We start from the raw sequence: 22,151 nt of genomic DNA, 5'->3' as shown, positions 1-22,151 counted from the left end.
GTCGGGGCCGGTCAGAAGGCGTACCGGATCCGGCAGGACGGCAGGTGCTCGGCCACGAGTTCGCGGAAGCGCTCGACGAGCTGCCCCTTCATGCCGGACCGGTAGCGCACGTTCACGGCCCCGTTCTGGGACACCTTCTGCTCCTGCAGGTCCGGACGCCACAGCAGGTCCTCGGCCTTGGGGTGCCATCCGAGGTTGACCTCGTGCAGGGGTTGGTTGTGCGTCAGGAAGATCACCTCGGCCGCGAGCTGCGCCTTGGCGCCCGGGGACAGCACGTCGTCGACCTGCCGGAGCAGCTCGGCCCAGTCCGACTCCCACGTCGGCGTGAGGATGACCGGCGAGAAGTTCAGGTGGACCTCGTACCCGGCGTCGACGAAGTCGTTCACCGCGGCGATCCGCTCGGCGATCGGGCTGGTGCGGATGTCGGTGACCTTCGCGGTCTCGTGCGGCATCAGCGAGAAACGGATCCGGGTCCGGCCCATCGGGTCCCAGTCGAGCAGGTCGCGGTTGACGTACTTCGTGGCGAACGAGGCCTTGGCCGTCGGCGTCATCCGGAACAGGTCGCAGAGGTCGCGGACGTTGTCGCTGATCATCGCGTCGACCGAGCAGTCGCTGTTCTCGCCGATGTCGTAGACCCAGGACTCCGGGTCGCACTGGTTCGGTTCGGTCTTCGGCCCCTGCTTGGCGATGTTCCGAGCCACGTGCTTGGTGATCTGGTCGATGTTCGCGAACACCGTGACCGGGTTGCTGTAGCCCTTGCGCCGCGGCACGTAGCAGTAGGCACACGCCATCGCGCAGCCGTTCGCGGTGGACGGTGCGATGAAGTCGGCGGAGCGACCGTTCGGCCGGGTCACCAGCGACTTCTTCACGCCGAGCACGAGCGCCTCGGTCTTGATCCGCACCCAGCGCTGGACGTTCCGTTCGTCGCCGTGCACCTCGGGGATGTTCCAGTGCGACTCGACCGGGACGATCTCGGCGTCCGGCCAGCGCCCGACGATCTCCTGCCCGCGCTGCAGTTCGAGGGCGGTCGGCTCCGCGTAGATGCGTCGGACGTCGAGCATCGGGCGGACGCGTTCGTGGCTCATCGGCTCCTGTCTACCCGGCACCACCGACGGTGCAGACTCGGACCATGACCGCCGAACCCGACGACCACTTCTTCGTCGTGGACGGCCGACGCTGGCGCCGCACCGACCCCGTCCTGCCCGAGGAACTCGCCGCCGCACTCCGCTCCCACCTGGGGCGCGGGCGCAACGCCGTGAAGACCGCGAAGCGCGCGGGCGACGACGAGGCCCTGGCGGCAGCGCGCCACCAGAACGGCCTGGCCAAGCACGGACTGGGCGAACGCGGCCCCGAGTGGTGGTCCCGCCCCGAGGCCGACCGGATCGCCGACGCCGAGCGCGCCCTCGCCGACCTGGACGCCCTGCCGTGACCACGATCCGTCCACCTCGCCTGGACCGCATTCTGACCGCCGTCGTCTTCGGCCCGGTGATCATCGGGACCGGAGTCACACTCGCGAGCGTGGCCTTCGTGCCCGGAGCATCGGCAAGGGTGTTCGTCTTCATCCTCGGTGCCGCCTTCATCGCCGGTGGGATCTGGGCGACGGCCAGGACCCGGTACGTCGCCGTGCATCTGTCCGACGACAGCCTCCGGTACTCGGGCTTCTTCGTGTCGTGGACGGCACCACGTGCGGAGATCACGACGGTGCTCGACGACGCGTTCGTCGAGTGGCGCGACGATCACGGGGCCGAACACCGACGGCAGATCTGGCTGCTGACCCGAGCGCGGGAGGACGACGGCACGAAGTTCGCTCCGCTCTGGCGGTGGCGACGCGAGGCACTCCTCGAAGTTCGAGCGTGGGCGGCGGCTCGCGAGGTCCGAAACGTCCCATGACGCCCGCGCTGGGAAGCAGAATCGGGCGTACCTGGTCGAAACTTCCGACCAGGTACGCCCGATTCGACCAGGTACGCCTGATTCGACCAGGCCGCGCGCCCGACTAGGCCTCGGTGTGCCCCAGGTCGGGCTCGACGAGCAGGCACGCGGTGCGGGACGCGGCGGCGTGCAGTTCGAGCACGACGAGCTCGTTGCGACCGTGGCGGAGCACCGGACCCGGGATCGCCAGGGTCTGCTGCGGGCCTCGCGACCAGTACCGACCGAGGCAGAACCCGTTGACCCAGGCGACACCCTTCCGGAATCCGTCGAGCGACAGGTACCGGTCGTCGACGGTGTCGAGCTCGAACGAACCAGCGGCGAACGTCGGCCCGGCGAGCACGTTGCCACCGGTCGGAGCGACCTCGGACAGCGCCGACAGCGCGGCCGGGGCGAGTGGGTCGAGTGCGAGCGGCGACACGGTCCACCGGGCCACCGGCACCCCGTCGATCGAGACACCCCCGATCAGGCCCTTCGGCTCCCCGATGCGGACGCCGTAGTCCACGCGGCCCTGGTCCTCGACGAGGAGCTCGAGCGTGCAGGTCACCGGCGGCAGGGTGACGGCACGGTCGTGGTGTTCGCGCTCCAGGACCCCGACGACGACACCGTCGACCGACACGATCGCGCGGTCGCGCACCTCGGTACCGACGGTCAGCACCCCTCCGGCGGGCAGGTCGACCTCGGCGCGGTACGCGACGAAGCCGCTCGCGGCCCCGAGGGCGTCGAAGGTCGGCGGCTCGTCGTGCGCGGACCACGTCGTGAGCGTGGGCAGCAGGGAGCGGAGCGACGCGACCCGGTCCAGGCGGACGGCGAGGTCCGTGGCGGGGGTGATCCGGGCCTCCAGACCGACTCCGTTCGACGCGCCGGACGTGAGCCGACCCGACCCACCCGGCTCCATCGTTGCGGGCAGCGGCGGGACGGGCGCGTAGCGCGCGATCACCGCGCGGAAGGCGTGGAACTTCTCCGTCGGCCGACCGGCCTCGTCGAGCGGGGCGTCGTAGTCGTACGACGTCGCGATCGGGCGGTAGACGCCCTTGTCGTTCGCGCCGTTGGTGAAGCCGAAGTTCGTCCCGCCGTGGAACATGTAGATGTTGACCGAGCCGCCGGCGGCGAGCAGGACGTCGAGGTCCTCGGCGCTGGCGGACGCCGGCGTGGTGTGGTGGTGCTCGCCCCAGCTGTCGAACCAGCCGTCCCAGAACTCCGAGCACATCAGGGGCCCGGTCGGCTGGGCCTGCCGCAGGCGCTCGAGCCGGGCGGCGGAGCGTGAGCCGAACGATCCGGTCTTGTGCAGCGACGGCAGCGAGCCGTCCTCGAGCATCGTGCCCATCGGCTGGTCGACGCTCGTGAAGGGGACGGTGAGCCCGATGTCGCGGTGCATCTGCTCGAGTGCGCGCAGGTACTCGGGGTCGGAGCCGTAGGCGCCGTACTCGTTCTCGACCTGCACCAGGACGACGGGCCCGCCCTGGTCGATCTGTCGCGGGACCAGCACGGGGGCCAGCTGCTGCAGGTACGTCTGGACCGCTGCGAGGAACCCGGGCTCGTTGCGTCGGACGCCCACGGAGCCGTCGGCGAAGAGCCAGTACGGCAGACCGCCGTTCGTCCACTCGGCACAGATGTAGGGGCCCGGGCGGACGATGGCGTGCATGCCCTCGGCGGCGATCAGGTCGAGGAAGCGGCCGAGGTCCAGGCCACCCGACAGGTCGAACACCCCGGGCGACGGCGCGTGCGCGTTCCAGGCGACGTAGGTCTCGATGGTGTTGAGGCCCATCAGCTTCGCCTTGCGGATCCGGTCGGCCCACAGGTCGGGGTGCACGCGGAAGTAGTGGATCGCGCCGGACAGGACCCGGTGCGGCTCGCCGTCGAGCAGGAAGTCGGTGTCGCCGATGGCGAAGCGCATGGTGTCATTCTTTCGTTGCCGGCCAGGCCGGGCGTGGAGCCGGGCCAGGCGTGGAGCGGGGCCGTGCGGACGTGTCCGCACGGCCCCGCGGGGATGCTGTCGAACTACTTCGACGAGACGGTGAAGCCCTGGTCCTCGCCGTACTTGGCGAGGGCCTTCTGCCACGCCTCGAGACCGGCGTCGAGCGAGGTGCCGTTCTCGTACGCCTGACCGACGGTGTCGGCGTAGACGCTGTTCGCGTACACCTGGTACGGCAGGTAGGTGAAGTCGTTGTCCGAGGACTTCGACGCGTCGACGAGCACCTTGTTGATCTGCTGGCCGCCGAAGTACTCCGGCTTCTCGTCGAGGAAGGCCGCCGAGTCGAGGTCAGCGGTGGTCGACGGGAAGCCGCCGGACTCCATGAAGACCTTCGTCGACTCCTTCGAGGAGTTCAGCCACTTGAGGAAGCCCGCGGCGAGTGCCGGGTTCTTCGACTGCTTCATGACGACCTGGGCGCTGCCGCCGTTGTTCGCGGTCTGGGCGGCGCCACCGTCGTAGGTCGGCATCGGGGCGACGCGCCAGTCACCGGAGGCCTGGGCGACGCCGGACTCCAGGTTGCCGGGCATCCAGGCGCCGGTGATCATCGTGGCGATCTCGCCGTTGCCGAGCTGCTTGTACCAGTCGTCGGTCCAGCCGACCGTCTTCGACAGCAGGCCCTGCTCGACGAGCTCGTTCCAGGTGCTCGTCCACTTCTTGGTGCCCTCGTCCTGCAGGTTGATGGTCACCTTGTCACCGTCGGTGGTGAAGGGGGTGCCACCGGCCTGGGCGATCATGCTCGTGGTGAAGCCGGCGTCGCCGGAGTCCGCCGCGATGTAGGCCTTCGGGTCCGCCTCGTGCAGCTTCTTGGCCGCGGTGACGTACTCGTCCCACGTCTTCGGCACGGCGATGTCGTGCTCGTCGAAGACCTTCTTGTTGTAGAACAGCGCCATGGGGCCGGAGTCCTGCGGCAGGCCGTAGACCTTGCCGTCGATCGACACCGACCTCCAGGTGCTCTTCGCGAAGTCCTTCTCGAGCGAGTCGAAGCCGTAGCTCGACAGGTCGAGCAGCGACTCGGACAGGGCGAACTGCGGCAGGGCGTAGTACTCGACCTGGGCGACGTCTGGGGCGCCCGAGCCGGCCTTGATCGTGTTCTGCAGCTTCGTGTACTGGTCGGCACCGGTGCCGGCGTTGACGAGCTTGACCTTCACCTTGGGGTACTGCTTCTCGAACGCGGCGACCTGGGCCTTCGCCGACGGGGTCCACGACCAGTAGGTCAGGGTGCCACCGTCCTGCAGGGCCTTGTCGATGTCGTCGGCCGATCCGCCGGAGCCGGAGCCGCCGGAGGCGCACGCGGCGAGGGCGATCGCGGCGGTGACGCCGATGGCGAGGGCGCTGAGCCCGCGCCGGAGACGCTTGTTCATGGGAGTGCCTTTCACTTCTTCGTGGAGGGGGTGGTGCTGCTGTGTGCCGGACCGGAGGACAGGGGCGGGGTCGCCACGGGCCTCCCGTCCAAGGGATCAGGCCTTGACCGACCCGGCCGCGAGGCCGGACTGCCAGAAGCGCTGGAGGAAGAGGAACGCGACCACGATCGGGATGATCGTGAGGAGCGATCCCGTGACGACGAGGTTGTAGATCGGCTGCGCGCCGGACCCGGTGGCCTGCGCGTTCCACTGGTTCAGGCCGACCGTCAGCGGGTACCACTTCGGATCGCTCAGCATGATGAGCGGCAGGAAGTAGTTGTTCCAGGTGGCGACGACCGCGAACAGCAGGACGGTGACGACACCGGGCGCGAGCAGGCGGAGCGCGATCGTGAAGAAGATCCGGAACTCACCGGCGCCGTCCATGCGGGCGGCCTCGAGCAGTTCGGCCGGGATCGCGTCCACCGCGTAGGTCCAGATCAGGTACATGCCGAACGGGCTGATCAGCGAGGGCAGGATGATCGCCCACGGGGTGTTGGTCAGGCCGACCTGCGAGAACAGCAGGAAGGTCGGGACCGCCAGGGCCGTACCGGGGACCGCGATGGCCCCGAGGACGACGGCGAAGACCGCGCGGCGACCGGGGAACTGGAACTTCGCCATGCCGTAGCCCGCGACGGTGGCGAGCAGGGTGGCCCCGCCGGCACCGACGACGACGTAGAGCAGCGTGTTGCCGAACCACTGCAGGAAGATGCCGTCGTTGTACGTCAGCGTGTCGACGATGTTCTGCCAGAGGTTGAAGTCCCCGCCGAACCACAGACCGAACGTGGAGAGCAGCGACGCCTGCGTCTTCGTGCTGTTCACGAGCAGGTAGAACAGCGGCGCGAACGAGTACACGACGAAGACGACCATGACCGCGGTGAGCAGGCCGGAACGCTTCGGCTTGCGTCCGCCTTCCGCGGTGCGGAGCTGCCGGGAGGCGCGGATCGAGCGGGTGCGCGGCGCACGTTGCGTCGTGGTCGCCTCGGTCACCGTGGCCGCTGCGGGCCCGGCGGGGTGCTGGATGGTGCTCATCGGTTCTCCTCGCGGGTGCCGCGGACCTGGACGACGTAGGCGATCACCGCGGTGATCACGCCCATCACGATCGCGACCGTGGCGGAGTAGTTGAACTGCTGGCCGCTGAAGGACAGCGAGTAGGCGTACATGTTCGGGGTGAAGGCGCTGCCGATGACGTTCGGGGCGAGCGTCTTGAGCAGGTTCGGCTCGTTGAAGAGCTGGAAGCTACCGATGATCGAGAAGATCGTGGCGATGACCATCGGGCCGCGGAGCGCCGGGAGCTTGATCGAGAACACCGTGCGCATCGGGCCGGCACCGTCGAGCTCGGCCGCCTCGTACAGCTCACCGGGGACGGTGCGGAGTGCGGCGTAGAAGATCAGCATGTTGTAGCCGAGGAACTCCCACGTGACCACGTTGCCGATCGACGTGAGGACCCAGCTCGGGCTGAACGGCTGCAGCAGGTCGATGCCGAGGGCGTCGTTCGCGGCGCCCGTCAGACCGAACTGGTTCCCGTAGATGAAGCCCCAGATCAGGGCGGCGACGACTCCGGGGACGGCGTAGGGCAGGAACACCGCGATGCGGAAGAAGCTCGTCCCCCACAGTCGGGCGCTGTCGAGTGCCAGGGCGGCGACGAGCGCGAGACCGAGCATGATCGGCACCTGGACGACCAGGAAGATCGCGACCCGACCGAAGCCGGACCAGAACTTGGCGTCCTGGAAGAGCTGCACGTAGTTGGCGAACCAGACGAACTGGTTGCCGCCGATGAGCTGGTCGCGGAACAGGCTGAGCCAGAGCGCGTAGCCGATCGGCACGATGAGCATCAGGACCAGGACGACGACGAACGGGCCGACGAACAGCCAGCCGGTGAACCGACCCCGCGGCTTGGGGCGCCGGCCGGCGGGGCGCTCGGCGGTGGGGCGCGGTGCTGCCTCACCGGGGCGCGCTGCGAGCGTGCTCATGTGACTCCTTCGTCTGCTGCGTTCGGGCGGTCGATGTCGGCAGCTCGGCCCGGGCCGGATCAGGGCGTCCGGGCGGTCACCGATGTTGACGTCAACATCGAACGACGCGACGATAGCATGGCAACGTCAACATGCACTAGCGTCCGGGGAGGCCGACCGCACGGCCCCTCGATCCGGAAGGAGCGCCAGCGTGACGATGGAGTCCCCCGCCGGCACCCGCCGCGCCCCCTCGATGGCCGCCGTCGCCGACGCGGCCGGGGTGTCGATGCAGACGGTCTCGCGCGTCGCCCGGGGCTTCGACAACGTCAGCCCGGAGACCCGCGACCGCGTCCAGCGCGCGATGGACTCCCTCGGCTACCGCCCGAACCGGGCGGCCCGGGCTCTGCGCTCCGGCCGCTTCCGCACCATCGGCGTGATCATGTTCACGCTCGCGTCCTTCGGCAACATGCGCACGCTCGAGGCGATCGCCGACGCCGCCGGGGTCGCCGACTTCACGATCACCCTGCTGCCGATGGCCTCGCGCACCGAGGCGGGCGTCCGCTCCGCGTTCTCACGCCTGCACGAACAGGCCGTCGACGGCGTCGTGATCATCATCGAGTCGCACATCATCGACACCGCCGAGGTCGTGCTGCCCGACGGCGTGCCCATGGTCATCGTGGACTCCACCGGCAGCACCGACCACCCCGCGATCGACACCGACCAGGCCGACGGCGCCCGCCAGGCCACCCAGCACCTGCTCGACCTGGGGCACGAGACGGTCTGGCACGTGGCCGGTCCGGAGTCGTCGTACTCGGCGGCCCGTCGACTCGCCGCGTGGGAGGACACCCTGTCGCGCGCCGGCCGCCCCGTCCCGCCGGTGTTCCGCGGCGGCTGGACCACCGAGCACGGGTACGAGGCCGGGCTCGAGATCGCCGCACGCCCGGAGATCACCGCGGTGTTCGCCGCCAACGACCAGACCGCGCTCGGGGTCCTGCGCGCCGCACACGAGTCCGGTCGCCCGGTACCGTCGTCGCTCAGCGTGGTGGGGTTCGACGACTCCCCCGAGTCCGACTCGTTCTGGCCGCCGCTGACCACCGTCCACCAGTCCTTCGACGAGGTCGGCCGCCGAGCGGTCGCGAACCTGCTCGCCCAGATCGACGGTGAGCCGGTCAGTGTCGCGGCCGACCTGGTGCCGGTGCGGCTCGTCGAGCGCGCGAGCACGGCGGCGCCGCCCGCGCGCTGACCGCGCCGCGGCGCGCGGCGCGCGGCGCGCGTTTCGCGCTCACCGACACCTCACGCGTGCACGGCCCCGTGAACTGTCGCCCAGCCCGTGAACTCGCGCACGCCCCGGACGGGAGGCGCGGTGCCGGGCCGCCACGGGCCTCCCGGCCGCCGCGCGGGCCGCGTCACGGGCCCAGCGACAGTCCACGCGCCCGTCACCCCGTGAGGTGTCGCCCACCCCGTGCACTCGCGCCCGTCCCGCCCGCCGCAACGAGCAGGGGACGTCGGGCGCGAGCGCCCGACGTCCCCTGTGCTCACTCGACGCCCGCCGTGGCGTGCGCCGAGGCGTCTTCTAGCCGATCGAGACGGCGGTCCAGGAGACCGGCGGGAGCTCGATCGTGACGGTGTCGCCCTCGCGACGGACCGACTCGTTCGTGCGGAGCCCCACCCGCGAGGTGTTCGCCAGGTCGTTCACGGCGTGCAGGTCGTCGTCCCAGACGCCCTCGGCGTGGACGTCGCCCGACGCACCGATGCCGGCGAGGTCGATCGTCACCGTCGTCGGCTCGGACGGGTGGCGGTTCACCAGGAACACCGCGGCCTTGCCGTCCTCGGACACGGTGGCGGCGGAGTCCACGACCGGGACCTCACCGTACTTGCCACCGTCGACCGTGTCACCGGAGGCCTTGACCTGCAGCGACGTGCCCTGCGCCAGGCGCGAGGTGACCGAGAACGGGAAGAACGTCGTCTGGCGCCAGGCCGGGCCGCCGGGCTCGGTCATGATCGGGCCGATCACGTTGACGAGCTGGGCGAGCGAGGCCGAGGCGACGCGGTCGGCGTGGCGGAGCAGCGAGATGAGCAGGCCACCCACGACGACGGCGTCGGCGACGGTGTAGACGTCCTCGAGCAGCCGCGGGGCGACGGGCCACTCGTCGAGCGTGAAGGTCTTCGCCTTGGCCTCCCACTTCTTGATCGACCAGACGTTCCACTCGTCGAACGAGATGTCGATGCGCTTGTCGGACTTCTTCTGCGCCTGGACGTGGTCGGCGGCCGTGGTGACCGTCTTGATGAAGTGGTCCATGTTCACGCCCGAGGCGAGGAACGACGGCAGGTCGTCGTCCTCCTCGTAGTAGGCGTGCGCGGAGATGTAGTCGACGTCGTCGTAGGTGTGCTCGAGGACGGTGCGCTCCCACTCGCCGAACGTCGGCATCGACGCTCCGGAGGAACCGCACGCGACGAGCTCGAGGTCGGGCTGGATCTGCCGCATGGCCTTCGCGGTCATGGCCGCGAGCTTGCCGTAGTCGTCGGCGTTCTTGTGGCCGAGCTGCCACGGGCCGTCCATCTCGTTGCCGAGGCACCACATCGTGATGCCGAAGGGCTCCTGGCGACCGTTCGAACGGCGGTACTCGGACAGCGCGGTGCTGGCGTCGATGTTCGCGTACTCGAGGAGCTCGATGGCCTCCTGCGTGCCGCGGGTCCCGAGGTTCACGGCGAGCATGAGCTCGGAGCCGACCTGGTCGAGCCAGTGCTGGAACTCGTGCAGGCCGACCTCGTTCGTCTCGGTCGAGTGCCATGCGAGGTCGAGACGGCGCGGGCGCTGCTCGACGGGGCCGACGCCGTCCTCCCACTTGTAGCCGGAGACGAAGTTGCCACCGGGGTAGCGGATGGCGGAGACGCCGAGCTCCTTGACGAGTTCGACGACGTCCTTGCGGAAGCCGTGCTCGTCGGCGGTCTCGTGGGCGGGCTCGTGGATGCCGTCGTAGACGTGGCGGCCGAGGTGCTCGACGAACCCGCCGAACAGGCGACGTCGCACCGGCCCCACGGCGAACGCGGCGTCGAGGACGAGGTGTGTGCGGGGCATGGATCTCCTTCGATCGTGGCAGTGCGGTTCGTGCGGGGAGCGGGTGGGGACGCGTTCGGGAACCGAAGCGGGCCGTCACGAAAGTGAGCGCTCACCTGACGGAAACGCTACCCGGTTCCACGCCGACGCGAAAGGGGTGGCGGATGATGGGAGCGAGCGCTAATGTGAGCGCTCACGGAGCACCGGAAGGCGCTCCGGTCCCGGAGCATCGATGCTCTGGTTCCGGAGCTTCGCTGCTCCGGTTCCGGAGCATCGCTGCTCCGGCGGGAGCACCGACCCTGTTCCCGAGCCCGGCCCATCCCGATGGAGTGATGCCATGCCGATCCCACCCGCAACACCCGCGTCGCGCCTCTCGCGCCGGGGCTTCCTCGCCGCCGGCGCAGCGGCCGCGACGGTCCTGCCGCTCGCAGCCTGCTCGAGCCCCCTCGCCGCCGGTCTCGCCGGCAGTGCCCTCAACCCCGAGACCCTCGTCTTCTGGAACCTGTTCGGCGGCGGCGACGGCGTCCGCATGCAGTCGATGGAGGACGGCTACGCGAAGCAGCACGGCGGTTCGAGCGCGCTGCAGGGCACCACGTTCGCGTGGGGCAACCCGTACTACTCGAAGCTGACACTGGCGACCGTCGGGAACAAGCCGCCGGACGTGGCGATCGCGCACCTGACCCGCGCGAAGCCCCTGTGGGACGGTGACCTGCTCGACCCGATCACGTCCGACGACCTGGCGAGCGTCGGCCTGAGCGCCGCCGACTTCAACCAGAAGGCCTGGGCCGCGCAGAAGACCGACGGCAACAACATCGCGATCCCGCTCGACACCCACCCGTTCGTGCTCTTCTACAACGTGGACGTCTGCAAGAAGGCGGGCCTGATCGACGGTGACGGCAACCTCGTCGACCTCAACGGCATGGACAACTTCGAGAAGGCGCTCGCCGCGGTCGCGAAGGTCACCGGCGGCACCGCCCTCAACGTCGCGAACGTCGTCCCGGAGACCGCCACCCCGTGGCGCTTCTTCTGGACGATGTACAACCAGCTGAACGACGCCACCCCGTTCCTCAGCAAGGGCGGCGCCGAGCTCACCGTCAACGAGGACGCCTACACCGAGGTCACGAGCCGCACCCAGAAGTGGGTGAAGGAGGGCTGGCTGAACAAGGCCCTCGACTACGCCACCGCACAGTCGCTCATGTTCGACGGCAAGGCCGGCTTCTTCATGCAGGGCGAGTGGGAGATCAGCACCGCGCAGTCGATCAAGGGGCTGAAGTTCGGCATGGCGCCGATCCCCCAGCTCTACGACAAGCCGGCCACCCAGGCGGACTCGCACACCTTCGTCCTGCCGAAGAAGGCCCGCACGCCGGAGCAGCGCAAGCAGCACCTGCTCTTCATCAAGCAGATGCTCGAGCAGAGCCTGACGTGGGCCGAGGGCGGGCACGTGCCGGCGTACATGCCGACGTTCGACAGCACGCAGTACCGGGACCTCAAGCCGCAGTCCAACTACGCGGCCGCAGCCGAGACCGCCGTGTTCGACGACGCCGCCTGGTACGGCGGGTCCGGCTCGACCTTCGAGGGCACGGTGGGCGCCCAGCTGGCCCTCGTGCAGCAGGGCAGCTCGTCCCCCGCGCAAGCGCTCAGCGCCATCAAGTCGCAGCTCGCGACGTACCTCAACACCCCGAGCCCCCTGTGACCCGGCACCCGAACGCCCGGCACGCACGCTCCGGGCAGACGACCACAGCGATCGCCGTGAACACCGCGCGAAAGGCACGATGACGTGACCACAGCACCTGTCCTCGACCGGCCGACCGACGCGGCCAGCGCGCCGCGTCTCCGCCGGAACCGCACCTACGGATCCAGCGTGAACCGCGGCCAGGGCCGCAGCGGCTGGCTGTTCCTCGCCCCCTTCGGCCTGTTCTACGTGGCCTTCCTGCTCGGTCCGACCATCTGGATGATCGTCACGAGCTTCTTCAACACCTCGACCGTCCGCACCGGGCTCGGCAGCTTCGCGGGGTTCGCGAACTACGCCGAGATGCTCGGGCGGAGCGACTTCTGGTCGTCCCTCTGGCACACGCTGCAGTTCACGCTGTACACGACCCCGCCGCTCGTCATCCTGGCGTTCGTGTTCGCCGTGCTGACGAACCGGATGAACCGCGGGCAGTGGTTCTTCCGCCTGGCGTTCTTCCTGCCGTTCATCCTGCCGTCGGCGACGATCTCGCTGATCTGGGTGTTCATCTTCACGCCGAGCACCGGTCTGTGGGCGAGCCTGCAGTCGGCGATCGGCATGACCCCCGGGTCCGGCATGCTGTCGAGCCCGAACACGGCCATGATCGGCGTCGCGATCGCCACCGTGTGGTGGACCCTCGGCTTCAACTTCGTGCTCTACCTGGCCGGCCTGCAGGAGATCCCGCGTGAGCTGTACGAGGCCGCCGCGGTCGACGGTGCGTCGAACTGGCAGCAGATCAAGTCGATCACGCTCCCGCTGCTCGGCCGCACGACGACGCTGGTCATCCTGCTGCAGATCATCGCGAGCCTGAAGATCTTCGACCAGGTGTACCTGATGACGAACGGCGGGCCGGGCATCTCCACCCAGGTCTCGCTGCAGCTCATCACCGGTGTCGGCTTCACCGACAACCGACTCGGTGCCGCTTCGGCCGCGTCGGTCCTCCTGTTCATCGTGATCGTGGCGATCGCGGTCATCCGGCAGCTCGTCGAGCGCGCTGCCGCCAAGCGAGAGATCGGTGCCTGACATGACCGCCACCGAGAGCATCACCACCGGCCGCAAGCTCCGCACCGGCGTCTCCTCCGCCGCTCCCACGAGCGCCGCGAAGATCGGCGTCAGCGGCCGCGGCTTCACGATCGCGTCGGGCATCGTCCTGACGATCTTCGCGATCATCTGGCTCATCCCCAGCGTGTTCGCCCTGAAGACGTCGCTGTCCGACAACGGCGTCGCCGCCCTTGGCGCGAACGCGATCCTGTCGAACTGGAACCCGACGCTGCACTCGTACTCGTCGCTGTTCCAGGCCGGGGACATCTGGAACTGGTACCTCGCCAGCGCCATCACGAGCGTCGTCACCGCGGTGCTCACCGTGCTGTTCGCGTCGATGGCGGCGTTCGCGCTGTCGCGGCTCGTGTTCCGCGGTCGGAACATCGCGTTCCTGCTCATCATCCTCGGGATCATGATCCCGACGCAGGTGCTGATCATCCCGATCTTCCAGGAGCTCAACGCCGTCGGCCTGCTCAACACCTACTGGTCGGTGATCTTCCCGCAGGTGCCCGCCGTGATCGCGGTGTTCATCTTCAAGCAGTTCTTCGACGGGATCCCGAAGGAGCTGGAAGAGGCGGCGCGCATCGACGGCGCCGGCATCTGGAAGGTCTACTGGTCGGTCATCCTGCCGCTGTCGCGCCCGGTGATCGCGGCGGTGACGATCCTGACCTTCGTCGGGGTGTGGAACAACCTGCTGCTGCCGCTGTTCGTGCTGTCCAACCCGGACCTCATGACGATCCCGGTCGGGCTCGCCACGGTCCAGGGCAGCTTCGGTCAGCGTTACGCCGACATCCAGGCGGGTGCGATCCTCGCGGCGCTGCCGCTGATCATCCTCTACCTGATCTTCCAGCGGCAGATCGTGGAGGGCGTGACGGGCTCGGGCCTCAAGGGCTGACGCGACCCCAGGACGGACGGGAGGCCCGGTGCCAGCTGGCACCGGGCCTCCCGTCCGTCTGTTGGTCGCGTCGCCGTGCGCGGCGCGGCTGGTCTGGTCGGGCGGAACCGGGCGTACCTGGTGGAACCGGGCGTACCTAGCGGGAACGGGCGTACCTAGCCAGAAGTTTCGAGGCAGTACGCCCGAAACCACCAGGCATCGCGAACGCCATGGGAAGGAACGGGCGTACCAGGTGGAACCGGGCGTACCGAGCGGGAACGGGCGTACCTAGCCAGAAGTTTCGAGGTAGTACGCCCGAAACCATCAGGCATCGCGAACGCCATGGGAAGGAACGGGCGCGGGTCAGGCGGGGACGGAGACCTTCGCCTCGTGCTTCCAGAAGCCGGAGAACGTGATGCGCGACTTCGGCAGGCCCGCGCGGTGCAGGTGCCGGCGACCCTCGGTGGCGAGCCTCGACTCCCCCACGACGAACGCGTAGCCCCTGTCGTCGACCGGGACGTGCCGCTGCAACTCGGCGAGCGCGCCGCTGCCGGGGACCGCGCCGGGCTGCCGCACGATCCACGTCACCTGCACGCCGTTCGGGGCGTCGAGGTCGCGGATGTCGGCGGCCGACGGGACCTCCTGGATGATGCGGCCGACGGTGTCGCGCGGCAACGAGGCGGCGATACCGACGATGCCCGGCAGCCCGGTCTCCTCGGCGGCGACGATGACCTCGCTGGTGCCGGCGGGCACGTCGAAGATGCAGCCCTGGTCGAGCATCGCGAGCTCGTCGCCGGGGCGTGCGGCACAGGCCCAGATCGCGGCGCGGCCCTCGAGATGCCCCCGGTGGTCCAGGTGCACGACGAAGTCGATGTCGAGCTCGGCGGTGCCGTCGGCGAGCAGGCGGTAGGCGGCGACGGTGTAGTTCGCGCAGTGCGGGCGGATGTCCTCGGGGATGCCGAGGAACGTCGGCCACCACTTCTTGCCGTCCAGGTCGGGCATGCGGAAGGCGTCCTGGTCGGGGCGCTGGACGAACAGGCGGAACCAGTGGTCGAACCCGAGGTACCCGAACTCGTGCAGGTCGTCGCCGGTGACGGTGACGCGCTGCATGGAAGGGGTCACCCGCTCGGTCCGCAGGACACGGGCGCGGAAGAGCCTGGGGTTCGTCGGCAGGAGCCGCGGGGTCTTCGCCATGAGGCAAGGCTAACCTAAGATGGCTTCCGTGCCAGCCCCCTCTTCCACTCTGGCTTCCGGTCCGGAGGCCCTCGACACCGACGCGTCCCGCACCCTCGGCGTCCACCGGACCGCCGTGCGCCGACGGGCCGCCGTGATCGTCGGACTCGTCGTCGCCCTGGTGCTCGTCGCCGTCGCGAGCATGCTGCTCGGCAGCAACCGCATCGGTGTCGACGAGGTCTGGGCCGGCCTCACGCGCACCGGGTCGAGCACCGACGAGGCGATCGTGTGGGGCTCCCGGATCCCGCGCACGCTCATCGGTGCCGCGGTCGGAGCGGCCCTCGGCATCGCCGGACTGCTCATGCAGGGGCACACCCGCAACCCGCTCGCCGACCCGGGCCTGTTCGGCGTCTCGTCCGGGGCGGGGCTCGCCGTGGTGCTCGGCGTCTACGTGTTCGGGGTGACGAGCACGAGCGCCACCGTCTGGTTCGCCCTGGTCGGAGCCCTGGTCGCCAGCGTCGTCGTCTTCTCGGTCACGATCGCCGGCAGCGGCACCGCCAGCCCGGTGCCCCTCGCCCTCGCCGGGGCCGCGGTCTCGGCACTGCTCGCCGCGCTGACGTCCTTCGTGGTGCTGACCGACCAGGCGTCGCTCGACGCCTACCGGCTGTGGGTCGTCGGGTCGCTCGCCGCGCGGCAGCTCGACATCCTCGGGGCGGTGTGGCCGTTCCTGGTCGCCGGCCTCGTGCTCGCGGTCCTCAACGTCCGCGCCCTCGACGCGCTCGGCCTCGGCTCGGAGCTGGCGAAGGGGCTCGGCGAGAACGTCCTCGTCGCCCGGCTCGTCGGCCTGGGCGGCATCACACTCCTGGCCGCCGGCGCCACCGCGGCCGCGGGCCCGATCGGCTTCGTCGGCCTGACCGTGCCGCACGTCGCCCGCGCGCTCGTCGGCACCGGACACCGCTGGACCCTGCCGGTCTCCGGTCTGGTCGGCGCCGCCCTCGTGCTGCTCGCCGACGTCATCGGTCGCCTGATCGGCGGGTTCTCCGAAGTCGAGGTCGGCATCGTCCTCGCCGTCATCGGCGGCCCCGTGTTCGTCGCCGTGGCCCGACGCCGATCGCTGGTGTCCCTGTGAGCGGGGCGGCGGTGCGCAGCACCGGGAGCACACCCGGCAGCAGGCCCGAGACCACCACGCCGGGCACGCCCTCCCCCGCTGCCCACACCCCCGGCCGCGCCGGCATCCGCATCGGCCCGATCGGCCTCGCCTGGCGCCCCCGGGTGTTCTGGTACACCGTCGGGTCACTCGCCACCGTCCTGGTGCTCGTCGTCCTGGGCACCGCGGTCGGCTCGACGTGGATCGCACCCGGGGTCGTGATCCGTTCCCTGCTCGGCCTCGAGTCCGGCCCGGACGCCTTCATCATCACCACGCTGCGCCTGCCGCGCGTGCTCACCGGCGCGCTCGTCGGGCTCACCCTCGGCATCGCCGGCGCACTCACGCAGACCTTCACCAGGAACCCCCTCGGCACCCCGGACATCATCGGCGTGACCGCGGGTGCGAGCGTCGGTGCGGTCGCCGCGATCGTCCTCGGCGGCGGGACCTACTCGGTCTCGTCCCTGGTGCTCGGCGGCGGCATCCCGGTGGCCGCGACGATCGGCGCCCTGGTGGCCGCGGTCCTGGTGTACGGCCTCGGGTGGCGCGGCGGGGTGCAGAGCTACCGGCTCGTGCTCGTCGGCATCGGCGTGAGCGCGACCCTCGACGCCGTCACCAGCTACCTGCTCGTCCGCGCGAAGATCACCGTCGCCACCGCGGCGTCGCAGTGGCTCGTCGGCAGCCTGTCGAGCACCTCGTGGGAGAGCGTCTGGCCGCTGCTCGTGGTCGCCGCCGTCGCGGTGCCGCTCGCCCTCGCGACGAGTGCCGCACTCGGCATCGGGCAGCTCGGCGACGAGGTCGCGACCGGCGTCGGACTCGGCGTCCAGCGGCACCGCCTGCTCGTCATCGCGCTCGCGGTCGTGCTGACGGCCGCCGCCGTGGCCGCCGCGGGCCCGGTCGGCTTCGTCGCGTTCGTCGTGCCGCAGGTCGGGCTCCGGCTCGCCGGCACGAACCGCCCTCCGCTGCTGCTCGCCGGTGCCCTCGGTGCCGTGCTCGTGCTCGCCGCCGACCTGTTGTCCCGCTCCGCGTTCCCGTGGCAGGTGCCGGTCGGCATCATCACCACCGTGATCGGGGCGCCGTACCTGATCTGGCTCCTCATCCGTCACCGCAAGGAGATGTCCCGATGACGACACACCACCAGCACGCGCACCAGCACCAGCACCAGCACCAGCAGGACACCCCCGTGCTCGAAGCCAAGGGCCTGTCCGTCGGCTACGACCGGCGCCCCGTGTTGCGCGACCTCGACCTGCGCATCGAACGCGGCACCGTGACGACGTTCCTCGGGGCGAACGGCTGCGGCAAGTCAACCCTGCTCAAGGCGTTCGGCCGGGTGCTCAAGCCGCAGGCCGGCGAGGTCCACCTCGACGGGGCCCCGATCCGCAGGGAGCCGAACCGTCAGGTCGCCCGCAAGCTCGCGATCCTGCCCCAGTCCCCCGTCGCCCCAGCCGGCACGAGCGTGCTCGACCTGGTGATGCGCGGACGGAACCCGCACCAGTCGTGGGCCAAGCCGTGGACCGCCGAGGACGCCGCCGTCGCCGAAGAGGCGATCGCCGCGACCGGGCTGACCGAGGTCGCGCACCGCGACGTCACGAGTCTGTCCGGCGGGCAGCGTCAGCGCGCCTGGATCGCCATGGTCGTCGCGCAGCAGGCCGAGACGCTCCTGCTCGACGAGCCGACGACCTACCTCGACCTCGCGCACCAGCTCGAGGTCCTGCGGCTCGTCCGTCGGCTGAACCGCGAGCAGGGGTCGACGATCGTCATGGTGCTGCACGACCTGTCGCTCGCGGCGCGCTACTCGGACCGGCTGGTCGTCCTGCACGACGGTGGGGTCGTGGCCGACGGCGCACCGCACGAGGTCCTCACCCCGGCGCTGCTCGAGCACGCGTTCGGTCTGCACGCCCGGGTGTTCCCCGACCCGGTGACCGGTGCGCCGATGATCGTGCCCGAGGCGGACGAGCACGACCCCGTCCCCGGTGCCCCGACCGAGCACGCGGTCCCGAGCACGAAGACCGGAACGGGGACCAGCACGAAAACCGAAGACGCGCTGGCGAGTGCCGCGAACTTAGGTTAGCCTCTCCTAACGTGAAGACCTTCCGACGTGGCCACCTGCGCGCCGCCCTCCTGACCTCCGTGACCGTCTCGGCACTCCTCCTGACCGGCTGCTCGAGCACCGGCAACTCGAACGACTCCGACAACGACGGCGACACCGCCGCGTCGAAGGCCTGGTCGTACGAGGACGCCACCGGCGCGACCGTCAAGGTCGACCACACGCCGAAGCGCGTCGTCGTCCTGAACGACATCGCGCTGTCGTTCATCGAGTACGGCCTCAAGCCCGTCGGCACCTTCGGGCAGCTGACGATGGCGAAGGACGCCCGGTTCGAGGGTCTCGACACCGACGGCATCACCCAGCTCGGCACCGCGTACGGCGACATCGACCTCGAGCAGCTCGCCGCGCTGAAGCCCGACCTGATCGTGACCTCGGTGTACCCGATCGATGCCAAGGGCACGCTCGACACGAAGCAGCCCGGCTACGGTTTCAAGGACAAGGCCCAGGAGAAGCAGATCAAGGCCATCGCCCCGGTCGCCCAGGTCAAGTGGGGCGGCGAGGGCGAGGACGTCATCGAGGAGATCGCGGAGCTGTCCGAGTCGCTCGGCGCGAAGGAGTCGACGGTCGACGCCGCCGAGAAGCGCTTCGACACCGCTGCCGACGAGCTCGAGAAGGTCACGAAGGAGAAGGACCTGTCCGTCGTCTCGATGTACGCCGACGGCGACGGCGCGTACGTCACCCGCCCGACCGACGAGCCGTCCCTGCAGATGTACGCGTCGTACGGTGTCGACTTCGTGAACCCGAAGCCCAAGGGTTTCTACTGGGGCATCTACTCGTGGGAGAACGCCGGCCAGATCACCGGTGACGTGCTGCTGCTGTCGCAGCAGGGCTACCAGGTCGCCGACCTGGAGAAGCAGCCGACCTTCGCCGACAACGCCGCGCTCGAGGCGGGCCAGGTCCACAGCTGGACGTTCCCGGCCCTCGACTACGCGTCGCAGGCCGACTACATGACCAAGCTCGCGGGCTGGCTCGAGGACAGCAAGAAGCTGTCGTAGGACGCAACCGGGAAACGGCCTGGAGGCGCGGTGCCAGCTGGCACCGCGCCTCCAGGCCGTTCGTGGTTGCGTTGGCGAGCCGTCAGCCGACCGGCAGAGCCGCGTTCACCGCCGTCTGCGCGTCGCGCCAGACGGCCGCGCGCGACCCCGCGTAGGTGCCGCCCTGACCGTTGGAGAACGACCGCAGGTTGTGCTTCGCGCCGTCCGTGTTGCCCTGCCAGTAGGCGGTGACGGCTCGCGAGGTGCCGCCCACCAACCACACCTGGTCGGCGGCGTCCGTCGTGCCGGTCTTACCGAACAGGGTCGCCCCGTCGGGGGTCTGCCCGCCGCTCGCCGTGCCGCCACGGAAGGCGCCCTGCATGACGTCGAACGCAGTGGCCGCGGTCTGCGGCGACACCACCTGCGTGCACGTCCGTGGCTGTCCGCCGAGCTCCTCGCCGTCTGGCGCGATCACCTGGTCGATCACCACCGGCGCGCAGAACCGCCCGCCGTTCGCGATGCCGGCGTATGCCGACGCCATCGTCAACGGAGCGATGCTCTCGGTGCCGAGCAGGGACGCCGGGTTCCACGGCAGCTCGCCACCGCTGGCCAGGTGCACGCCCAGGCGCTCGGCCACGTCGCGGATGTCGCAGAGGTCGAGCTGTTCGGCCATCGACTGGTACGCCGCGTTCACGGACTGGGCCGTCGCCGACCGGACCGAGTACGGACCGCGCTGCCCGGGTGAGTCGTTCTTCGGCTGCCAGAACGCCGAGGCGGGCCCACCGCACGCGGTCCACTCGCTGTGCGGGTGCGGGGTGCCGTTGACGACGGTGTCCGGGCTGCGGCCGGCCTCGATCCACGCCAGCAGCGTGAACATCTTGTAGGTCGACCCGGTCTGGAACCCGGTCGAGCTGCCGTCCGCCTGGTCGGTGGCGTAGTTCAGCGACGTCGCGGTGCGGGGTGCGTCCGACGACCGGTCGTAGTCGGTGTTCTGGGCCATCGTCAGCACACGACCCGTCCCGGCCTCGACCGTGTTGAACGTGGCTCCGAGCGCCAGCCGGGTCTCGGTCTTCGGGTCGTACTGGTCGAGCAGCCGCTTCTGCTCCGCGTTCAGGTCGAGGTCCAGCGTGGTCTGGATCCGGTACCCGCCCGTGCGCCAGGCGTCCGCCCGCTGCTGCTTCGTCGCACCGAGCTGCGGGAGCCGCTGGGCGATGGTCTTGGCGTGGTCGCAGAAGAACTCCGCGCCCACCTCGACCGCCTCGCACCCCTGCTGCGGTGCCGTCAGGTGGACGTAGTCGGCGACGCGGGACAGTCGAGCCGTGCGGTACTCCTCGGTCGACAGGTGCCCCTGCTCGTGCATCGACCGCAGGATGACGTTCCGCCGGGCGGCGTTGTCGCGGTGGTGGTCCGGCGTCGACAGGTCCCGTCGCTCCGGCCACTGCACGATCGCGATGAGGGACGCCGCCTCGGCCGGGGTCAGGTCGGTCGCCGACTTGCCGTAGTAGTGCTGCGCTGCCGACTGCACGCCGTAGGTCTGGTCGCCGAAGTAGGCGATGTTCAGGTACGCCGCCAGGATCTGCTGCTTCGTGTACTGCTTCGCCAGGCTGATCGCGAGCTTCATCTCGGCGAGCTTCCGCTGCGGTGTCCGCCGGGTCGCCTCCTTGTACGCGGCCTCGCGCTCCTCGGCGGTGGGCAGTTCGCTCGCCTGCTGGATCTTGATGTTCCGCACGAGCTGCATCGTCAGGGTCGAGCCGCCCGACCCGCCCTCGCCCCGAGACGCGGCGACGCTCACGAGCGACCGGACGACGGACGTCGCGTCGACACCGCCGGTCTCGTAGAAGCGCTTGTCCTCACCGTCCACCGCGGCGTGCTCCAGCTCGTCGCTGATCTGCTCGAGCGTGAGTTCCTGGCGGTCCTGGTCCCACACGTTCGCCAGGTGCACCGGTTCGCCACCGCGGTACGCCCAGATCTGGTTGCGCTGCGGCAGCTGCCCGATCTCGATGTTCTCCGGCAGCGACTCGAACGCCCCGATCGCCGACGTCGTGCCGAGCCCGGCGACCGCGATCACCGGTGTCACCCCGACGCTCACCAGCAGCCCGGCGAGCACACTGCCGCCCACGAAGCCGAGCGCGGCTCCCCCTGTACGTCGCATCGTCATGTCGTCGTTCCCCCTCGGCCGCACCGCCCTCGGCGCGGTTCGAGGAGCGTCCCAGTCCCGCTCGGGTGGTCGCCGGGACTTCGCCGCGGAACACCGTCGTGTCCGCTGGGAAAGTGCCGGGGCGATCCGCCCCTCGTCGCCGCGCTACGATCCGGTCATGACCCCGATCGCGCCACGTGTGCTGCACATCCTCTGCACGGCGTTCCTCGTCGTGGCGTTCCTGGCGTCGTTCGTGGGTGGGTACGCGATCGCGAACGACTCGGGGGAGGGCGGGGCCAACATCGGTGCCGGACTCCTGATGCTGCTCAGTGCGTTGTTCGGCGCGATCGGCCTCGTGCTCGGCATCGCCGCGCTCGTCGCGGTGGCGGTCACGCGGCGCAGGCCGTCGCCGCGGGTCTGATCGCCCGTTTCACCTGCGCCCAGCCCGTGCGCGTACGGTGAGGCGCGTGACACGCACCGCTCCGGTACGACCGCACCGCCTCGCCCTCGTCGGCGCCGCCGTGGCCCTGGTGATCGGGGTCGGACTGCTCTTCACCCCCTGGGACGGGCCGGTCATCGTGCTCGCCTGGGCGCTCATCGTCGCCGCGGTCGTGCTCGGCGCCGTCACGCTGTTCCTGGTGCGGGCGCCCCGCAGCTAGACCCCGCC

At 70.1% G+C, this 22,151-nt stretch carries 20 protein-coding genes; 12 read left to right on the top strand and 8 right to left on the bottom strand.

Annotated features, from left to right (window positions below):
• Nucleotides 1-11 precede the first annotated feature (11 nt).
• Nucleotides 12-1,085 carry a spore photoproduct lyase family protein gene (locus KK087_RS01390; RefSeq protein WP_214563960.1) on the bottom strand — a complete coding sequence of 358 codons (1,074 nt, stop codon included), beginning with the start codon at nt 1,083-1,085 and terminating at the stop codon, nt 12-14.
• A 44-nt stretch (nt 1,086-1,129) separates the two neighbouring features.
• Between KK087_RS01390 and KK087_RS01385 the strand changes: the two genes are divergently transcribed.
• On the top strand, nt 1,130-1,429 hold the full coding sequence (locus KK087_RS01385) for a biopolymer transporter Tol (protein WP_214563959.1): 300 nt from the start codon (nt 1,130-1,132) through the stop codon (nt 1,427-1,429).
• On the top strand, nt 1,426-1,890 hold the full coding sequence (locus tag KK087_RS01380) for a hypothetical protein (RefSeq protein ID WP_214531088.1): 465 nt from the start codon (nt 1,426-1,428) through the stop codon (nt 1,888-1,890). The genes KK087_RS01385 and KK087_RS01380 overlap by 4 nt, the downstream gene beginning before the upstream one ends.
• 103 nt (nt 1,891-1,993) lie before the next feature.
• On the opposite strand, the gene KK087_RS01375 is transcribed toward KK087_RS01380, so the two are convergent.
• From KK087_RS01375 to KK087_RS01360, 4 genes are all read right to left on the bottom strand, one after another.
• The gene (locus tag KK087_RS01375; protein WP_214563958.1) at nt 1,994-3,823 is read right to left on the bottom strand and encodes a glycoside hydrolase family 35 protein; all 1,830 of its coding nucleotides are present in this window, start codon (nt 3,821-3,823) and stop codon (nt 1,994-1,996) included.
• 104 nt (nt 3,824-3,927) lie between these two features.
• A complete protein-coding gene (locus tag KK087_RS01370) occupies nt 3,928-5,262 on the bottom strand; it encodes an ABC transporter substrate-binding protein (RefSeq protein WP_214563957.1) in 1,335 nt (444 codons plus the stop codon).
• 96 nt (nt 5,263-5,358) lie between these two features.
• Nucleotides 5,359-6,330: a carbohydrate ABC transporter permease gene (locus KK087_RS01365; RefSeq protein ID WP_027466151.1), complete on the bottom strand. Its 972-nt coding sequence runs from the start codon at nt 6,328-6,330 to the stop codon at nt 5,359-5,361.
• Nucleotides 6,327-7,271 (bottom strand): carbohydrate ABC transporter permease, encoded by a 945-nt coding sequence (locus KK087_RS01360; protein WP_027466150.1) that lies wholly within the window; start codon nt 7,269-7,271, stop codon nt 6,327-6,329. The genes KK087_RS01365 and KK087_RS01360 overlap by 4 nt, the downstream gene beginning before the upstream one ends.
• Before the next feature lie 196 nt (nt 7,272-7,467).
• Here KK087_RS01360 and KK087_RS01355 point away from each other — a divergent pair, with 196 nt between their 5' ends.
• Complete coding sequence (locus KK087_RS01355; RefSeq protein ID WP_214564028.1) at nt 7,468-8,493, top strand: LacI family DNA-binding transcriptional regulator; 1,026 nt, start codon at nt 7,468-7,470, stop codon at nt 8,491-8,493.
• A gap of 330 nt (nt 8,494-8,823) precedes the next feature.
• Here KK087_RS01355 and arfA read toward each other — a convergent pair whose 3' ends face one another.
• Nucleotides 8,824-10,329: an arabinosylfuranosidase ArfA gene (arfA, locus tag KK087_RS01350; RefSeq protein ID WP_214563956.1), complete on the bottom strand. Its 1,506-nt coding sequence runs from the start codon at nt 10,327-10,329 to the stop codon at nt 8,824-8,826.
• A gap of 316 nt (nt 10,330-10,645) precedes the next feature.
• On the opposite strand from arfA, the gene KK087_RS01345 reads away from it, so the two are divergent.
• The 3 genes from KK087_RS01345 (at nt 10,646) to KK087_RS01335 (ending at nt 13,970) form a co-directional block, all read left to right on the top strand.
• Nucleotides 10,646-12,001, top strand: a complete 1,356-nt coding sequence (locus tag KK087_RS01345) for an extracellular solute-binding protein (RefSeq protein WP_214563955.1) — start codon at nt 10,646-10,648, stop codon at nt 11,999-12,001.
• Between the two features lie 84 nt (nt 12,002-12,085).
• On the top strand, nt 12,086-13,057 hold the full coding sequence (locus KK087_RS17145; RefSeq protein ID WP_214563954.1) for a carbohydrate ABC transporter permease: 972 nt from the start codon (nt 12,086-12,088) through the stop codon (nt 13,055-13,057).
• 1 nt (nt 13,058) lies between these two features.
• Entirely contained in the window at nt 13,059-13,970 is a 912-nt protein-coding gene (locus KK087_RS01335) for a carbohydrate ABC transporter permease (RefSeq protein WP_209049393.1), read from the top strand.
• 342 nt (nt 13,971-14,312) lie between these two features.
• On the opposite strand, the gene KK087_RS01330 is transcribed toward KK087_RS01335, so the two are convergent.
• The gene (locus KK087_RS01330; protein WP_214531193.1) at nt 14,313-15,143 is read right to left on the bottom strand and encodes a siderophore-interacting protein; all 831 of its coding nucleotides are present in this window, start codon (nt 15,141-15,143) and stop codon (nt 14,313-14,315) included.
• A gap of 28 nt (nt 15,144-15,171) precedes the next feature.
• Between KK087_RS01330 and KK087_RS01325 the strand changes: the two genes are divergently transcribed.
• The 4 genes from KK087_RS01325 to KK087_RS01310 are packed head-to-tail and all read left to right on the top strand — an operon-like array spanning nt 15,172 to nt 19,368.
• On the top strand, nt 15,172-16,251 hold the full coding sequence (locus KK087_RS01325; protein ID WP_307859912.1) for a FecCD family ABC transporter permease: 1,080 nt from the start codon (nt 15,172-15,174) through the stop codon (nt 16,249-16,251).
• 11 nt (nt 16,252-16,262) lie between these two features.
• Nucleotides 16,263-17,393, top strand: coding sequence for a FecCD family ABC transporter permease (locus KK087_RS01320; RefSeq protein WP_214563952.1), 1,131 nt, complete (start codon nt 16,263-16,265; stop codon nt 17,391-17,393).
• A complete protein-coding gene (locus KK087_RS01315; protein ID WP_214563951.1) occupies nt 17,390-18,337 on the top strand; it encodes an ABC transporter ATP-binding protein in 948 nt (315 codons plus the stop codon). The genes KK087_RS01320 and KK087_RS01315 overlap by 4 nt, the downstream gene beginning before the upstream one ends.
• Before the next feature lie 11 nt (nt 18,338-18,348).
• A complete protein-coding gene (locus KK087_RS01310; RefSeq protein ID WP_214563950.1) occupies nt 18,349-19,368 on the top strand; it encodes an ABC transporter substrate-binding protein in 1,020 nt (339 codons plus the stop codon).
• An 82-nt stretch (nt 19,369-19,450) separates the two neighbouring features.
• Here the strand turns inward: KK087_RS01310 and KK087_RS01305 are convergent, their stop codons facing one another.
• The gene (locus KK087_RS01305; protein ID WP_250900692.1) at nt 19,451-21,505 is read right to left on the bottom strand and encodes a transglycosylase domain-containing protein; all 2,055 of its coding nucleotides are present in this window, start codon (nt 21,503-21,505) and stop codon (nt 19,451-19,453) included.
• Between the two features lie 157 nt (nt 21,506-21,662).
• Between KK087_RS01305 and KK087_RS01300 the strand changes: the two genes are divergently transcribed.
• On the top strand, nt 21,663-21,905 hold the full coding sequence (locus tag KK087_RS01300; RefSeq protein ID WP_214563949.1) for a hypothetical protein: 243 nt from the start codon (nt 21,663-21,665) through the stop codon (nt 21,903-21,905).
• A 46-nt stretch (nt 21,906-21,951) separates the two neighbouring features.
• A complete protein-coding gene (locus tag KK087_RS01295) occupies nt 21,952-22,143 on the top strand; it encodes a hypothetical protein (protein ID WP_214531183.1) in 192 nt (63 codons plus the stop codon).
• The last annotated feature ends 8 nt before the right edge of the window (nt 22,144-22,151 follow it).

It is taken from the genome of Curtobacterium aurantiacum (assembly GCF_018598555.1).
GTDB lineage: Bacteria > Actinomycetota > Actinomycetes > Actinomycetales > Microbacteriaceae > Curtobacterium > Curtobacterium aurantiacum.
Note: the sequence above shows the minus strand (reverse complement) of the source record. Positions and strands in the feature narration are given on the sequence as shown.

What these genes read in the sequence shown, in the direction of transcription:
- KK087_RS01390 (WP_214563960.1), bottom strand. Translation starts at nt 1,085, where the DNA reads ATGAGCCACGAACGCGTCCGCCCGATGCTCGACGTCCGACGCATCTAC.
- KK087_RS01385 (WP_214563959.1), top strand. Translation starts at nt 1,130, where the DNA reads ATGACCGCCGAACCCGACGACCACTTCTTCGTCGTGGACGGCCGACGC.
- KK087_RS01375 (WP_214563958.1), bottom strand. Translation starts at nt 3,823, where the DNA reads ATGCGCTTCGCCATCGGCGACACCGACTTCCTGCTCGACGGCGAGCCG.
- KK087_RS01370 (WP_214563957.1), bottom strand. Translation starts at nt 5,262, where the DNA reads ATGAACAAGCGTCTCCGGCGCGGGCTCAGCGCCCTCGCCATCGGCGTC.
- KK087_RS01365 (WP_027466151.1), bottom strand. Translation starts at nt 6,330, where the DNA reads ATGAGCACCATCCAGCACCCCGCCGGGCCCGCAGCGGCCACGGTGACC.
- KK087_RS01360 (WP_027466150.1), bottom strand. Translation starts at nt 7,271, where the DNA reads ATGAGCACGCTCGCAGCGCGCCCCGGTGAGGCAGCACCGCGCCCCACC.
- KK087_RS01355 (WP_214564028.1), top strand. Translation starts at nt 7,468, where the DNA reads ATGGAGTCCCCCGCCGGCACCCGCCGCGCCCCCTCGATGGCCGCCGTC.
- arfA (WP_214563956.1), bottom strand. Translation starts at nt 10,329, where the DNA reads ATGCCCCGCACACACCTCGTCCTCGACGCCGCGTTCGCCGTGGGGCCG.
- KK087_RS01345 (WP_214563955.1), top strand. Translation starts at nt 10,646, where the DNA reads ATGCCGATCCCACCCGCAACACCCGCGTCGCGCCTCTCGCGCCGGGGC.
- KK087_RS01335 (WP_209049393.1), top strand. Translation starts at nt 13,059, where the DNA reads ATGACCGCCACCGAGAGCATCACCACCGGCCGCAAGCTCCGCACCGGC.
- KK087_RS01330 (WP_214531193.1), bottom strand. Translation starts at nt 15,143, where the DNA reads ATGGCGAAGACCCCGCGGCTCCTGCCGACGAACCCCAGGCTCTTCCGC.
- KK087_RS01315 (WP_214563951.1), top strand. Translation starts at nt 17,390, where the DNA reads ATGACGACACACCACCAGCACGCGCACCAGCACCAGCACCAGCACCAG.
- KK087_RS01305 (WP_250900692.1), bottom strand. Translation starts at nt 21,505, where the DNA reads ATGACGATGCGACGTACAGGGGGAGCCGCGCTCGGCTTCGTGGGCGGC.
- KK087_RS01300 (WP_214563949.1), top strand. Translation starts at nt 21,663, where the DNA reads ATGACCCCGATCGCGCCACGTGTGCTGCACATCCTCTGCACGGCGTTC.